The 14,358-nt window shown below is 66.5% G+C and carries 12 protein-coding genes; 6 read left to right on the top strand and 6 right to left on the bottom strand.

All coding sequences use genetic code 11. From position 1 onward, the window contains the following. Positions 1-333 precede the first annotated feature (333 nt). The 4 genes from acnA (at position 334) to LH400_RS17240 (ending at position 5,966) form a co-directional block, all read left to right on the top strand. Positions 334-3,093: an aconitate hydratase AcnA gene (gene acnA / locus LH400_RS17255; RefSeq protein ID WP_370638410.1), complete on the top strand. Its 2,760-nt coding sequence runs from the start codon at positions 334-336 to the stop codon at positions 3,091-3,093. 238 nt (positions 3,094-3,331) lie between these two features. Further along, entirely contained in the window at positions 3,332-4,117 is a 786-nt protein-coding gene (locus tag LH400_RS17250; RefSeq protein WP_229154145.1) for a DUF1223 domain-containing protein, read from the top strand. Between the two features lie 176 nt (positions 4,118-4,293). Beyond that, positions 4,294-4,638, top strand: coding sequence for a DUF2794 domain-containing protein (locus LH400_RS17245; protein ID WP_229154442.1), 345 nt, complete (start codon positions 4,294-4,296; stop codon positions 4,636-4,638). A gap of 122 nt (positions 4,639-4,760) precedes the next feature. Then, positions 4,761-5,966, top strand: coding sequence for a YihY/virulence factor BrkB family protein (locus LH400_RS17240; protein ID WP_229154143.1), 1,206 nt, complete (start codon positions 4,761-4,763; stop codon positions 5,964-5,966). Positions 5,967-5,970: 4 nt separating this feature from the next. Here LH400_RS17240 and LH400_RS17235 read toward each other — a convergent pair whose 3' ends face one another. Beyond that, a complete protein-coding gene (locus tag LH400_RS17235; protein ID WP_229154141.1) occupies positions 5,971-6,918 on the bottom strand; it encodes an AraC family transcriptional regulator in 948 nt (315 codons plus the stop codon). Between the two features lie 44 nt (positions 6,919-6,962). Between LH400_RS17235 and LH400_RS17230 the strand changes: the two genes are divergently transcribed. Then, the gene (locus LH400_RS17230) at positions 6,963-7,697 is read left to right on the top strand and encodes an SDR family oxidoreductase (RefSeq protein ID WP_229154139.1); all 735 of its coding nucleotides are present in this window, start codon (positions 6,963-6,965) and stop codon (positions 7,695-7,697) included. Positions 7,698-7,753: 56 nt separating this feature from the next. Here LH400_RS17230 and LH400_RS17225 read toward each other — a convergent pair whose 3' ends face one another. The 4 genes from LH400_RS17225 to LH400_RS17210 form a co-directional block, all read right to left on the bottom strand. Next, positions 7,754-8,317 carry a GNAT family N-acetyltransferase gene (locus tag LH400_RS17225; RefSeq protein ID WP_229154138.1) on the bottom strand — a complete coding sequence of 188 codons (564 nt, stop codon included), beginning with the start codon at positions 8,315-8,317 and terminating at the stop codon, positions 7,754-7,756. A 106-nt stretch (positions 8,318-8,423) separates the two neighbouring features. Next, complete coding sequence (locus tag LH400_RS17220; protein WP_229154137.1) at positions 8,424-9,182, bottom strand: Bax inhibitor-1/YccA family protein; 759 nt, start codon at positions 9,180-9,182, stop codon at positions 8,424-8,426. A gap of 232 nt (positions 9,183-9,414) precedes the next feature. Then, positions 9,415-12,009, bottom strand: coding sequence for an ABC transporter permease (locus LH400_RS17215; RefSeq protein ID WP_370638409.1), 2,595 nt, complete (start codon positions 12,007-12,009; stop codon positions 9,415-9,417). Next, positions 12,006-12,761, bottom strand: coding sequence for an ABC transporter ATP-binding protein (locus tag LH400_RS17210; RefSeq protein WP_229154136.1), 756 nt, complete (start codon positions 12,759-12,761; stop codon positions 12,006-12,008). Before LH400_RS17210 ends, LH400_RS17215 begins: the two co-directional genes overlap by 4 nt. Positions 12,762-12,874: 113 nt before the next feature. Here LH400_RS17210 and LH400_RS17205 point away from each other — a divergent pair, with 113 nt between their 5' ends. Beyond that, positions 12,875-13,531 carry an arylesterase gene (locus LH400_RS17205; RefSeq protein ID WP_370638408.1) on the top strand — a complete coding sequence of 219 codons (657 nt, stop codon included), beginning with the start codon at positions 12,875-12,877 and terminating at the stop codon, positions 13,529-13,531. On the opposite strand, the gene LH400_RS17200 is transcribed toward LH400_RS17205, so the two are convergent. Beyond that, positions 13,518-14,207, bottom strand: a complete 690-nt coding sequence (locus tag LH400_RS17200) for a GNAT family N-acetyltransferase (protein WP_229154134.1) — start codon at positions 14,205-14,207, stop codon at positions 13,518-13,520. The two genes, LH400_RS17205 and LH400_RS17200, sit on opposite strands and share 14 nt — an antisense overlap. Positions 14,208-14,358 lie beyond the last annotated feature (151 nt).

Below are 14,358 nucleotides of genomic sequence, written 5' to 3'. Positions count from 1 at the left end.
TGCGCCAAAGGTCCGGATCGACACGAGATTTCGCCGCTGCGCCGGCTTTTTCCACCAAGGTTCCTCCGTCTCTTCCGCACTGCATCGGAATTTCGGCCATTCCGCCGATCGCGCCCTTTATAGCCGTTACAAACTTGCCTATAAGGGCCGCAACCCACTCCAGCGACCGGCGTGGATATCTTCAGCGCCGATCTCAGGCGCCCGCATGGCACCGACGGGCGTCAGGGCGGACAGCGGAAATGGTCGCACCCGCATCTTCGAGCGCTTTTCCGCAGCGCATGAAGGCCGTTCGCCCTTCGGACTCACCATCGGTTCGAGAAGGAACGGAACATCGTGTCCCAGCATCCCGACAGCTTCAAATCCAGGAAGACGCTCACCGCGGCCGGTAAGCCTTACGTCTATTTCGATCTCAAGGAAGCCGAGAAGAACGGCCTGACCGGCGCCTCGCGCCTGCCCTTCTCCATGAAGGTGCTGCTCGAGAACCTCCTGCGCAACGAGGACGGGCGCACGGTCACCGCCGACGATATCCGTGCCGTCGCAAAGTGGCTGGAGGACAAGGGCAAGGCCGGCTACGAGATCGCCTATCGCCCGGCCCGCGTCCTGATGCAGGACTTCACGGGCGTTCCCGCCGTGGTCGACCTCGCGGCGATGCGCGACGCGACGACCCAACTCGGCGCCGACCCGAAGAAGATCAACCCGATGGTCCCGGTCGACCTCGTCATCGACCATTCGGTGATGGTCGACTTCTTCGGCCAGAAGGATTCGTTCGAGAAGAACGTCGACGCCGAATACGGCCGTAATGGCGAGCGCTACACCTTCCTGCGCTGGGGCTCGGAAGCCTTCCGGAACTTCCGCGTCGTGCCTCCCGGCACCGGCATCTGCCATCAGGTGAACCTCGAATATCTCGCCCAGACGGTCTGGACGAAGGACGAGAACGGCGAGACGATCGCCTATCCGGACACGCTCGTCGGCACCGACTCGCACACCACCATGGTCAACGGCCTGTCGGTCCTCGGCTGGGGCGTCGGCGGCATCGAGGCCGAGGCCGCGATGCTCGGCCAGCCGATCTCCATGCTGATCCCCGAGGTCATCGGCTTCCGCCTCGAGGGCAAGCTGCCCGAGGGCACGACCGCGACGGACCTCGTCCTCACCGTCACCGAGATGCTGCGCAAGAAGAAGGTCGTCGGCAAATTCGTCGAGTTCTACGGCCCGGGCCTGTCCAACCTGACCCTTGAGGACCAGGCGACGATCGGCAACATGGCGCCGGAATACGGCGCGACCTGCGGCTTCTTCCCGATCGACAAGGACACCATCGCCTATCTGGAGGCGACCGGCCGCGACAAGGACCGGATCGCGCTGGTCGAGGCCTATGCGCGGGCACAGGGGATGTACCGCGAGGACGGCATCGAGGATCCGGTGTTCACCGACACGCTGGGCCTCGACCTGTCGACCGTCGTGCCCTCGCTCGCCGGCCCCAAGCGCCCGCAGGACCGCGTCGCGCTGACGGACGCCGCGGCGAAGTTCGTGGATGCACTCGACGAGATCAAGGGCGGCCGCAAGAAGAGCGAGACGCCGCAGTCGGAAGGCGATTCGCGCTATATGGACGAGGGCGCGGTGCCGCCGAAGGAGACGCCGGAGACGGTGCGCCATCCGGTCGAGGGGGCCGAGCACGGCCTTGCCGACGGCGACGTCGTCATCGCCGCAATCACCTCCTGCACCAACACCTCCAACCCGAACGTCCTCGTCGCTGCCGGCCTCGTCGCCCGCAAGGCGCATGAGAAGGGGCTGAAGGTGAAGCCCTGGGTGAAGACCTCGCTGGCGCCGGGCAGCCAGGTGGTCACCGAATATCTTCAGAAGGCGGGGCTCCAGAAGGACCTCGACGACATGGGCTTCAACCTCGTCGGCTATGGCTGCACGACCTGCATCGGCAATTCCGGCCCGCTGCCCGAGCCGATCTCGGAGGCGATCAACGCCAACGACCTCGTCGCCTGCTCGGTGCTTTCGGGCAACCGCAACTTCGAGGGACGCGTGAACCCGGACGTCCGGGCGAACTACCTCGCCTCGCCGCCGCTCGTCGTCGCCTATGCGATCGCTGGCTCGATGTTCGTCGACATCACCAAGGAATCGCTCGGCAAGGACAAGGAAGGCAACGACGTCTTCCTGAAGGACATCTGGCCGACCACCCACGAGATCGCCGAGATCGTCCGCGAGACGGTGACGCGCGAGATGTTCGAGACCCGCTATGCCGACGTCTTCAAGGGCGACGAGCACTGGCAGAAGATCGCCGTCTCCGGCGGCCTCACCTATGACTGGGACGACCGCTCGACCTATGTCCAGAACCCGCCCTACTTCGAGGGGATGGCGCAGGAGCCGAAGCCGGTCGAGGACGTGAAGGGGGCCCGCATCCTCGGCCTGTTCGGGGATTCGATCACCACCGACCACATCTCGCCCGCCGGCTCGATCAAGGCGTCTGGCCCGGCCGGCGAATATCTCGTCGGCCATCAGGTCCGCCCGATCGACTTCAACTCCTACGGCGCCAGGCGCGGCAACCACCAGGTCATGATGCGCGGCACCTTCGCCAACATCCGCATCAAGAACCAGATGGTGCCGGGCGTCGAAGGCGGCGTGACGGTGCATCAGCCGTCCGGCGAGGAGCTGTCCATCTACGACGCTGCGATGAAGTACAAGTCCGAGGGCGTGCCGCTGGTGGTTCTGGCCGGCAAGGAATACGGCACCGGCTCCTCGCGCGACTGGGCGGCCAAGGGCACCGTGCTCCTCGGCGTCAAGGCAGTCATCGCCGAGAGCTTCGAGCGCATCCACCGCTCCAACCTCGTCGGCATGGGCGTCGTGCCCTTCGTCTTCGCCGAGGAAGGCACCAGCTGGCAGTCGCTCGGCCTGAAGGGCGACGAGAAGGTGACGATCGAGGGCCTCGCCGACCTGAAGCCGCGCCAGATCCTCGACGCCAAGATCGAAAAGCCCGACGGCTCCGTCTCGACGGTGAAGATCCAGGCCCGGATCGATACGTTGGACGAGCTCGAATACTACAAGAACGGCGGCATCCTGCATTACGTGCTGCGGCGCCTCGCCGCCTGAGACCGCCGCGGCCGGTAGCTGCCGGGCCGCCAACCGATGAACAAGGCCGCCGGATTGATTTTCGGCGGCCTTGTCGTTTTATTGATGCTGAAATTCCACTTTGTTTGCCAGGAGCGGGCTTTCACCCGCAATTGAGTGGCCGGTGTCCGACACGATCTCTAGGGTCCGGCCGCATGACATCCTCTGCCCTGAAACCTGCGAGTGCTCGGCCCGTGACCGCAGCCGTCGGATCGAAATCGTGAGCCGCCCGGCGATCCGCCGCGTCCTCTGTCTGCTGACCGCCTTGGCCGCTGCCTGCCTTGCCGGCGGCGCGACCTATGGCGGCGAGCGGATCAAGCAGCCGATCACCCATGTCCTCGAGCTCTTCACCAGCCAGGGCTGCTCGACCTGCGTGCCGGCGGACCAGTTGCTGACACGGATTGCCGAGGAGCCCGGCATGCTGGCCCTGTCCTATCATGTCGACTACTGGGACTATATCGGCTGGCGCGACACCTTCGGCTCGCCGCAGAACACCGAGCGCCAGCGCGCCTATGCCAAAGCGTTCCACGAGTCGACGATCTATACGCCGGAGCTCGTGATCAACGGCCGCACCGGCGTCGTCGGATCGCACGAGAAGAAGATCCGCAAGATGCTCCCGCGTACCGCGCTCGATCCCGCCGGCGGCTCCAGCGTCGGGCTGAGCGTCGAGGGCGACCGCCTGCACATCGTCGCCAAGACCGCCTCGGCCGGCAGCGGCGGACACGGGCCGGTGCTGATGCTGGTCACCTTCGACGACCGGTCCGAGACGGAGGTCGACCGCGGCGAGAACCGCGGGCACACGCTGATCAACACCCATTCCGTCCGCGACTGGCGAATCATGGGGCTCGTCTCGGGAAAGCCGCTGGAGGTCGACCTTCCGATCGCGACACTCACCAAGCGCGGCAATGGCAGCGATGGCTGCGCGGCGATCATCCAGTCGGTCACGCCCGACGGGCTGCCGGGCCCGATCCTGGCGGCCAGCCTGATCGAGTTCGACGACGAATAGTTGGCCGGGCGAAACAGCGAAGGGACGCGGCAAACCTGCCTTCCATCCCGCTTTTTCGGTTTGAAAGGCTTTTGCAGGGTCCCCAAATTCATGTCACCATGCCGTCATGAAGGCGGCCGATGCACGGCTAGGGACGAGGGACCGATTTGGCAAATCCGACTATCAACGGCGAGGCGATGGCCAATCTGGTGCCGTTCCCCGCCAACGGGGCGCGCATGCCGATCGTCTCCTTCGATCGGCGGGAACTGTCGGAAATCCTGAAGATCTACGGGCGCATGGTCGCCGCCGGCGAATGGCGCGACTACGCGATCGACACGCTGAAGGACCAGGCGGTGTTCTCGGTCTTTCGCCGCACCAGCGAGATGCCGCTGTACCGTGTCGAGAAGAACCCCAAGCTCGCTCGCAAGCAGGGCGCCTACCAGGTCGTCGCGGCCGGCGGGCTGATCATGAAGCGGGGCCACGACCTCTCCACCGTGCTCGGCGTCTTCGACAAGGCGCTGAAGCAGGCGGAGGCCGGCTGATCCGGATCGTCGGCGGTCCGCATCCTCGTGCCGGCTAAGCAAGATTCGCCGGTCCCGGTCGCGCCTATGGATCGACCCGCATGCCACTCCGTTACGTCTCCGCAGATACGAGGAGACGAACGATGCCGAAATCACGCGCAAGAAGGCCGAACGACGCCGGACGCGGGCAGACACCGCGCGGCGGTCACGGCCGCGACGCGGTCAAGCCGAGCGAGATCCCGGCGGCCGGCTGGAAGAGCATCTTGTGGCGCGTCTACGCGGAGATCGGCGACGACCGGGTCATGCTGGTCGCGGCCGGGGTCACCTATTACCTGCTGCTCGCCATGGTGCCCGCCATGGCCGCGATCATGTCCGTCTACGGCCTCTTCGCCGACGCCTCCACCGTCACCGATCAGCTCGGCCAGTTCGGCGGCGTTCTTCCAGGCGGTGCCATGGACATCCTTCGCGAGCAGCTGACCCGCCTCGCCTCGTCCAACAATTCCACCCTCGGCCTGTCGCTCTTCCTGTCGCTCGCGATCTCGCTGTGGAGCGCCAATTCCGGCGTGAAGGCGCTGTTCGAGGCGATGAACGTCGCGTATGACGAAAAGGAGGATCGCTCCTTCCTCATGCTCAACGCCATCTCGCTCCTCTTCACCCTGTGCCTGGTGATCGCGGCGATCCTGCTCGTCGTCCTCGCCGTCGTCCTGCCGAACCTGTTGGGGACGCTCGGGCTGGGAAGCGCCGCCCAATGGACGATCTCGGCGGTCAGCCTGATCGTGACCCTCCTCGTCATCTCCTTCGGCATCGCCGGGCTCTATCGCTGGGGTCCGAACCGCGCCAATGCGCAGTGGCGCTGGATCACGCCCGGCACCGCCCTCACCGTCATCGTCACCGCGGTCGTCTCGGTGCTCTTCTCCTGGTACACGGCCAATTTCGGCTCCTACAACGCGACCTACGGGTCGCTCGGCGCCCTGATCGGTTTTATGACCTGGATCTGGCTGACGATGATCGTCCTCATCATCGGGGCCGAGCTGAACTCCGAGATGGAACACCAGACGGCCCGCGATACGACCACCGGCCCCACCAAGCCGATGGGCAAGCGTGGCGCGCTGATGGCCGACACGGTCGCGGACGACGACAGCACCACGACGCGGCGGGACGGCGGAAGCCGGCGGTCGCAGCAAGGCCGTGGCGACGGCGATGCTGCGCGTTCCTCCTCCGGCTCGCCAGGGAGCGGCAACCGCCGCGAGGTCGGGCGCCCGGACCGGCTCTCCATCGGGCGCCTGGCATTCGCCCTGCCGGCAGCGCTCACGCTGGCCTATCTCCAGCGCCGGCAGCGCCGGGGCTGAGCACTCACCGGCCGCGTGTCGGCGGATGTCCGAACATCCGCTTGAACGCATGGCAGAAGGCGCTCTGCGAGGCGTAACCGACCGCCAGGCCGACAACGTCGACCCGCGCCCCGTCCTGCCGCAACATCTCCCGCGCGCGGATCATGCGCCAGTTCCGGAGATATTCGAGCGGCGCCTTGCCGACGAGGCTGGTGAAGCGGGCGGAGAAGGCGGATCGCGACATGCCGGTCGCCGCCGCCAGGTCCGCGACCGTGAAGGCGCGAGCGACGTCGCCATGCATCAGTCGCAAGGCATGGCCGATCTGGCGGTCCGCGAGCGCGCCGACCCAGCCGAGGCCCTCGCCGCCGACATCGCTGAGATGAACGCGAAGCGCTTCGACGAGTAGCACTTCCGTCAGCCGCTCGATGATCAGCGAGCCGCCGAGCCCCTGCTGCTCGATCTCCCGTTCCAGCAGACCCAGCATTTTCGCCATCGCCGAGGCTGAGGGAGAGACACCTTCGACATGCATGAAAGGCGGCAGCATCTCGAGGAGGAAATCCGCTCCTTCGCTGTCGAAGCTGATCCCGCCGCCGAGCATGACGCAGTCATTGCCGCCGCGGCGCACGACGTCGCAGCCGTCGGCATAGAGCGGCGCCCCGTCGCCCGGCTCCAACGCCGGGTCGCTGGCGATGACGAAGGGTGTCGTCCCGATCAGGCACACGTCCCCCGCCGCCATCCGCAGGGCCGCTCGATCCGGCAGCACGATCCAGCACTCGCCCCTCACCATGGCGACGAACTTCAGCCGCGCCAACGCGGGAAAGGCGAGCGCCCAGTCGCCGGCCGCCTCGAAACGCGTGCGCCGAACGCTGCGCGCGCCCAGCGTCGACAGGACGTCGAAGAGAGGGTCGAGCGGAGCTTTGGACGCTTGCGACAAAACCATGGTGCCACTGGCATAGAGCATCCTGCGCCTCACGGCTAACTTCCGTCGTCAGAACATCCTCCAGACGGGAGCCGCCCATGTCCATCGAGAAGAAAATCGTCGCGATTACCGGCGCCAGCAGCGGGATCGGCCGCGCCACGGCGCTGATGCTGGCAAAGCGCGGAGCCGCCGTCGTTCTCGGCGCCCGCCGTGCCGACCGGCTGGCATCGCTTGCCGACGACATCACCGCCGCGGGCGGCCGAGCCGTCTGGCAGTCGGTCGACGTCACCCAGCCTCAGGAAGTCCAGGGCCTCGTGGATCTTGCATGCGACCGCTTCGGCCGTCTCGACGTCCTGGTGAACAACGCTGGGATCGGCCCGATCTCCCGCTTCGACGCCCTGAAGGTGGACGACTGGAACGCGATGATCGACGTCAACATCAAGGGCGTGCTTCACGGCATCGCCGCCGCGCTGCCCGTGTTCAGGCGCCAGCAATCCGGCCATTTCGTCAACGTCGTCTCCACCGCCGGCCTCAAGATCCTGCCGACGATGGGCGTCTATGCCGCCACCAAGAATGCGGTGCGCACGCTCACCGAGGGGCTGCGCCAGGAGGCGGGTCCGCATCTCAGGGTGACGGAGGTCTCACCGGGCATGACGTCCACTGACTTCGCCAATTCGATGACCGATGCGGCCGCGAGGGAGGCGATCGAGACGCGGCTTGCGCAGATCGCGATTTCCCCAGACGCGATCGCCCGGGGCATCGCCTTCGCGATTGAGCAGCCTGAGGATGTGGACGTCGGCAGTATCGTCATCCGCCCGACGGCGCAGGACTGAGACTTTGATGCATAGAGACCCGAGGGCTTCCCACGAGCCGCTCCGGCCGCATCGGGTCAGCGGCGGTAGAGCGTGCCGGGAAAGGCGTCCTCGTCCGGCAGGCTGTCGCCGCCCTCGCCGAGCGCCATCTGCATGAGGACAGTGTCGATCCAACGGCCGAACTTGAAGCCAGACTTCTCGAAGATGCCGATCTTCCGAAATCCCGCACGTTCGTGCAAGCGGATGGAGGGGGCATGGTCGGAGCCGCCGATGACCGCGACCATCTGCCGGAAGCCGCTCTCGGTCGCGATCTCGACGAGCCGGGTCAGGAGGGCGGTGCCGACGCCCTGCCCCTTGGCCGCCGGCGCGAGGTAGACGGAATCCTCGACCGACCACCGATATGCCGGACGCGCGCGAAACGCGTTGGCATAGGCATAACCGATCACCGCGCCGGCCCGATCTTCCGCGACGATATAGGGGTAGCCTTGCCCGACCGTCGCCTCCAGCCGCTGCCTCATCTCGCCCTCGTTCGGCGGCGCGAGCTCGTAGGTCGCGGTGCCGTGCAGCACGGCATGCTCGTAGATCGCGGTAATTGCCGGAACGTCGGACAAGGCGACGGGGCGGATGATGAAGGCGGTCATGTTCTGCTCGGTGCTGGCGTTTCGCCGCGATCTTGCAGAAGCCGGCGCAAATGAAAAGGGCGGCCCCTAAGGACCGCCCCGATCGTCTGTCTCGAACCCTGCCCGCTTAGTTGCGGTTGCCGAAGAGCTGCAGGAGGAAGAGGAACATGTTGAGGAAGTCGAGGTAGAGGCGCAGGGCGCCCATGACAGCCTTTCGGCCCATCACGGCCGAGCCGTCGCCCTCGTAGTACATTTCCTTGATCTGCTGCGTATCGTAGGCGGTGAGGCCTGCGAAGACCAGGACGCCGATGCACGAGATGGCGAAGGTCAGCGCCGGAGAGGCAAGGAAGATGTTCACGATCATCGCGATGACGATGCCGATCACGCCCATGAACAGGAACGAGCCCATGCCCGACAGGTCGCGCTTGGTCGTGTAGCCGAACAGGGACAGCGCGCCGAAGGAGGCGGCCGTGATGAAGAACACCTGGGTGATCGATTCCTGCGTGTAGACGAGGAAGATCGTCGACAGCGAGAGGCCGACCATCGCGGCATAGGCCCAGAACGTGGCCTGCGCGGCGGCGACGCTCATTTTATTGACGCGGAACGACAGGAAGAACACCATCGCCAGCGGCGCCAGCATCAGCACCCAGCGAAGGGGCGACTGGAAGACCGTTTCGCCGAGGGCGGTAAGCCCGATGATGTCGCCCGCGCCGTTTGTCACGACGGAAAATGAGTACAAGGCATAGGCCGCAATACCCGTGAGGACGAGGCCGCCCGCCATCAGGTTGTAGACCTTGATCATGTACGAGCGGAGGCCCTGGTCGATATCCGCGCGGGTACCGGCCGAGGGAACGGACCTCACGCTGGCATTCCGAAAGTCAGCCATGGATCGAATTCCTTTCTGCGTGTCCCGTCCGGTGTCCGTCGACCAATCCTTGCGGATCGTCAAACGGAGGCGCCGCTGGCGGGACCCCCAGCAGTCCTGACCACAATATGCGGATTGGCCCTTTTCAACACAAGAGCGGGCCGGTGCGATCGAAACAATTCCGCGTAAGTCAGGATTAATTCTGCGTTATCGACAGTGAGAGCGAACCGGCCGGAGACCCATCCTCCCGAAGTCACAAATTGCGCAACACCGGCGCCGCCTTCTGCCCCAGGATGCGCCATGTGCCGAGAAGGCCGAAGCCGACCGTCAAGACCAGTGAGACGACGAGCGTCGTCAGCGCCACCGTCCAGTCGAAGACGAAGGGCAGCGCCATGATCTCGGAGACGACGAACCAAGCCGCCAGAGCGCCGGCGCCGATGGCGAAGATGCCGGTGGCAAGGCCGAGCAGAAGATATTCGGTCGCGAAGGCGCGGATGAGGGTCCGCCGCGTCGCGCCGAGCGTCTTCAGGACGACGGCGTCGTGGACCCGGCCCCGATTGCCGGCCGCGAGCGCGCCCGCGAGCACCAGCACGGAAGCGACCAGCGCCACGGCGGCGGCGACGCGGATCGCCAGCGCCAGTTGCGCGATGAGGTCGTTGACCGCGTCGAGCGCCTCCTTGACGCGCACCGTGGTGATCGCCGGATAGGCGTTGGTGACGCCGTTCACGACGGCCTTTTCCGCCGCTTCGCCCGCATCGGGGATCGTCAGCGTGGCGAGCCAGGAATGCGGCGCGCCGGCGAACGCGTCCGGCGAGAAGACCATGACGAAATTGATCGACAGCGACTCCCATTCCACCTTGCGGAAGTTCGCGATCGTCGCCGTGATGTTGCGGCCGAGGACGTTGACGGTCAGCGTGTCCCCGACCTTCAGGCCGAGTTCGCGGCCCTCCTCGTCGGAGAAGGAGACGAGCGGCGCGCCGTGATAGTCCTTCGGCCACCATTTTCCTTCGGTGACCGTCGAGTGTTCCGGCACGGTCGGCGAATAGGTGACGCCGCGATCGCCCTTCAGCACCCAGGCCCCCTCAGGCGGCACCTTGATCTTCGAGACATCCTCGCCGTTCAGCTTGACGATGCGGCCGCGCAGCATCGGCGCGGTGTTGAGATGCGAGCCGGGGGCAAGCGCGTCGATCCGCTTCGCAAAGCCCGTCATCTGGTCCTTCTGGATGTCGACGAAGAAGAAGTCGGGCGCCCGGGAAGCCATGCCCGTGCCGATCTCCCGGCGCAGGTCGAAGTCGATGATCGCCAGCGTAACGAGCAGCGTCAGGCCGAGGCCGAGCGACAGGACCACCGACCGCGTCAGCGCGCCCGGCCGGTGGATGTTGCCGATGGCGAGCCTCAGAGGCGTCGAGGCGATGCGCGGCGCGCGGCGCGCCAGCCATTCGATGCCGATGGCGACGCCGCGCAGGATGACGAAGGCGGCAGCCGTCCCGCCGAGGAAGATCAGCGCCACGCGCTTGTCGCTCGCCATCAAGAGCGCGAGGCCGGCGATCAGCAGCGCAAGGACGAGCGCGCCGCCGAGATAGGACCAGCGCATGCGCCCCTCTCCCGATCCGCCGGCCTCCCGGAACAGGGCGGTCGCGGCGACGTCGCGGGTGCGCCCGAGGGGGATGAGCGCGAAGGCGAGCGCCGTGAGCGCGCCGAAGGCGGCCGCCAGGAGCAAGGCCGGCGGATAGACCGACGCCTCGGCCGCGACGGGGATGATGCTTTCCAGGAACCGTGCCGTCGCGAAGGGCGCGATGATCCCGAGAATCAAGCCGGCGACGATGCCGAGCCCGGCAAGCGTCATGATCTGCATCAGATAGACGGTCACGACGAAGCCGCCGCTGGCGCCGAGGCTCTTGAAGGTCGCGATCACCTGCCGCTTGGAATCGAGATAGGCACCGACGGCGTTCGCCACGCCCACCCCGCCGACGATGAGGGCGGTGAGGCCGACGAGCGTCAGGAATTGCGAGAACCGCTCGATGTTCCTCTGCAGCGCCGGCGCTGCCTCATGCGCCGTGCGAATCTGGAAGCCGGAATCGGGGAAGCGCTTGCGCGCGGCCTCCTCGGCGGCCTTGGCGCCGGCCGAATCCTTCATCCGGACGCGATAGTCGTATTCGACCAGGCTGCCCGGCTGGACGAGGCCGGAAGCTTCGAGCGCCGCTCTCGAGATCATCAGCCGCGGCGCGAAGTTGATCCCGTCCGACAAGACGTCCGGCTCGCGGGTGAGGACGCCGCGCAGCTCGATCCCGATGCCGCCGAGATCGACCACAGCGCCCGGCTGGACCCCCAGCCGCTCGAACAATTCGCTTGCCGCGACCGCACCGTACCGCCCGTCCCGTTCGGCCAGGAAGTCTTCCAGCGGCCGCTGCGGCTCGGTCTCGACCTCGCCGTAGAGCGGATAGGCGCCATCGACCGCCTTCACTTCGGTCAGCGACTGGTCGCTGCCGTCTAAAAGCCGGACCATCGAGCGAAGCGAAGCCGCGCTCGAGACATCGCCGAGGCTCTTCAGATAGTCGGCCTCCTCCGGCGTCGCCTGCCGCTGGATGAGCGCAAAGCGCAGATCTCCGCCGAGGATCGCACGGCCTTCGGCGGCAATGCCGGTCGTCATCATCGTCGCGACGGAATTCACTGCCGCGATCGCGCCGACGCCGAGGGTGATGCAGGCCAGGAAGATGTAGAAGCCGGAGAGCCCGCCGCGCATTTCGCGCAAAGCAAAGCGCCAGGCAAGGCGGGCCCGGGCCAGACGGCCGGCCGGCGACCCGGAGCCGGTGCCGGCATAGCTGGCGGCACTGTCGATCGCGGTCATATGGCGTCCGCTTGCGCGGCGGATCCCGCAGCCGCCGGCGCGGGGATCCTGTCAGCGCCGACATCGGCGCCGGTCCCAGTGGCGTCGCCGATCATGCCCGAGCGGACCCTGATCTCGCGGCTGCAGCGATGCGCGAGCGCCGGATCATGGGTGACGAGCACCATGGTCATGTGGCGCCGCTCGCATTCGGAAAACAGGAGATCGGCAACCTGGCGGCCGGTCTCCTGATCGAGATTGCCCGTCGGCTCGTCGGCGATGAGGATTGCCGGCTCCGGGGCGAGCGCCCTCGCCATGGCGACGCGCTGCTGCTCGCCGCCCGAAAGCTCGCCCGGATAATGCGTCACCCGGTCGGCGAGACCGACATTGCGAAGCTCGCGCTCGGCCCGGGCGAAGGCATCGCCGGTGCCAGCGAGTTCGAGCGGAACGGCGACGTTTTCCAGCGCCGTCATGTTGGGTATGAGGTGGAAGGACTGGAAGACGATGCCGATGTTCTGGCCTCTGAACGCCGCCAGATCGTCTTCGCCGAGGCCGACTAGCGACCGCCCCGCGATCTCGACCTCGCCGGAATCGGCGCGTTCGAGGCCGGCCAGCACCATCAGGAGGGTCGACTTGCCCGAGCCCGAGGGCCCGACGATGCCGACGGATTCGCCTATCTCGACATCGAGGTCGATCCCCTTCAGGACATGCACCGAGCTGCGACCGGAGCCGAGGGTCAGTTGAACGTTTCGTAATCGGATCGCCGCTTCCGCCAACTTCGCCTGCTCCTATATCCGCCCGGCCGGCCCTGTTCGGTCTCTCGAAACAGCCCCCGCTCGGGCTTTCGCAATATGGGTGTGCGATGCAACGCTTCCAACAGATCGCGGCAATGCTGACGTTTTTGTCATGGCTCGGCTTCTGCGCAGCGGCGGCGGCGCAGACAGCGTCAGGCGGAACCGCCTCCGGACCCCCGCCGGCCGACGACCGGCTGGAGATCGTCGCCTTCGGCGACAGTCTGACGCAGGGCTATGGCGTCGGCCCGGGCGAGGCCTTTCCCGAGCAGCTGCAGGCGGCGCTGCGACAGAACGGCTACGACGTCACCGTGACGAATGCCGGCGTCTCCGGCGACACCACGACCGGCGGCCTCGCCCGGCTCGAATGGTCGGTGCCCGCCAATGCCGATCTCGTCATCGTCGAGCTCGGCGCCAACGACGCGCTGCGCGGCGTCTCGCCGGGCATCGTGCGCGACAATCTCGACGCCATTTTGGGCAAGCTGACCGGCCGCGGGCAGGCGGTGATCCTTGCCGGCATGATGGCGCCGCCGAACATGGGCGCGGATTATGCGAAGACCTTTGATGCCATTTTTCCGGAGCTTGCGGAGAAATACGGAGTCGCCTTCTACCCCTTCTTCCTGGAGGGCGTCGCGGCGCAGCAGGATCTCAATCAGGCCGACGCGATGCACCCCAATCCCGAGGGGGTCGCGGTGATCGTGAAGAAGATCCTGCCGCTGATCGAAAAGACCCTCGATACCGTCAAAGCCGGCTGAAGACGCTTCCCGCATTCGCCGCCAGCCGCCGCAGCGGCTCGAAGAGCATGAGCGCGCTCTGCTGGCGCCACTCGATCATGGCGAAGACGAAGGCCTCGCTCTCCTCGGCCCATTCCTGGGCAATGCTCGCGGCATCGGGACGCTGGCCGGTCAGTTCGGCGACCGCGTCGCCCTCGACGAAGCTGAGCTCGGCGCCGTAGTGCCGCGCGATCGCCTGCATGCGGCGGTTGTCCCGGAGGCAGGTGAGGTAGAGCCGGCGGATGCCGCGGTTCTTCGCCGCAGTAAGAAGCCGGCCGAACAGCCGGCCGCCGAGGCCCCGGCCCTGGAAATTCCGCTCGATCGAAAAGGCGCCTTCGGCCTCGTCGGACCGGCCCGTAAGGAACCGAAGCTCGGCGATCCCCCGCAGCTCGCCGTCGACGAAGAGACCCTTGACGAGCGTGTCCGTTCCGAGCGCGAAATCGGCATAGCGTTGAAGAAAGGCGTCGTTGACCGGACTTCCGAAGCGCATGCGCCGGGTCTCTGGATCGAGGCGCTGGAGATGGCCGAACAGCAAAGTCGATTCGCTTGCCGCAAGCCGCCGGATCGTGCCGAGCCTGCCGTCCGCTCCAAGTTTGGGCACGGACGCGGCGCTGTGGCCAAGATCTTCGACGTTCGGCTCGGCCGGAAGATACGACATGGGTCAATCCCCTTGCGCAGATCGCGGCGCACTCCGCCGCCAGCCTCCCGACTGCCGATAGAATAGTTGTGCATTGCGGCCGCGGCAATGCGATCGGGGCCCGCGCAAGGCTGCCCTGTCCTTGAAACATGGCTCTCCTGATGAAAGTCTT

Source organism: Jiella soli, assembly GCF_020615385.1.
Classification (GTDB): domain Bacteria; phylum Pseudomonadota; class Alphaproteobacteria; order Rhizobiales; family Rhizobiaceae; genus VKMB-3413.
This window is presented reverse-complemented; position numbering and strand designations above follow the sequence as displayed.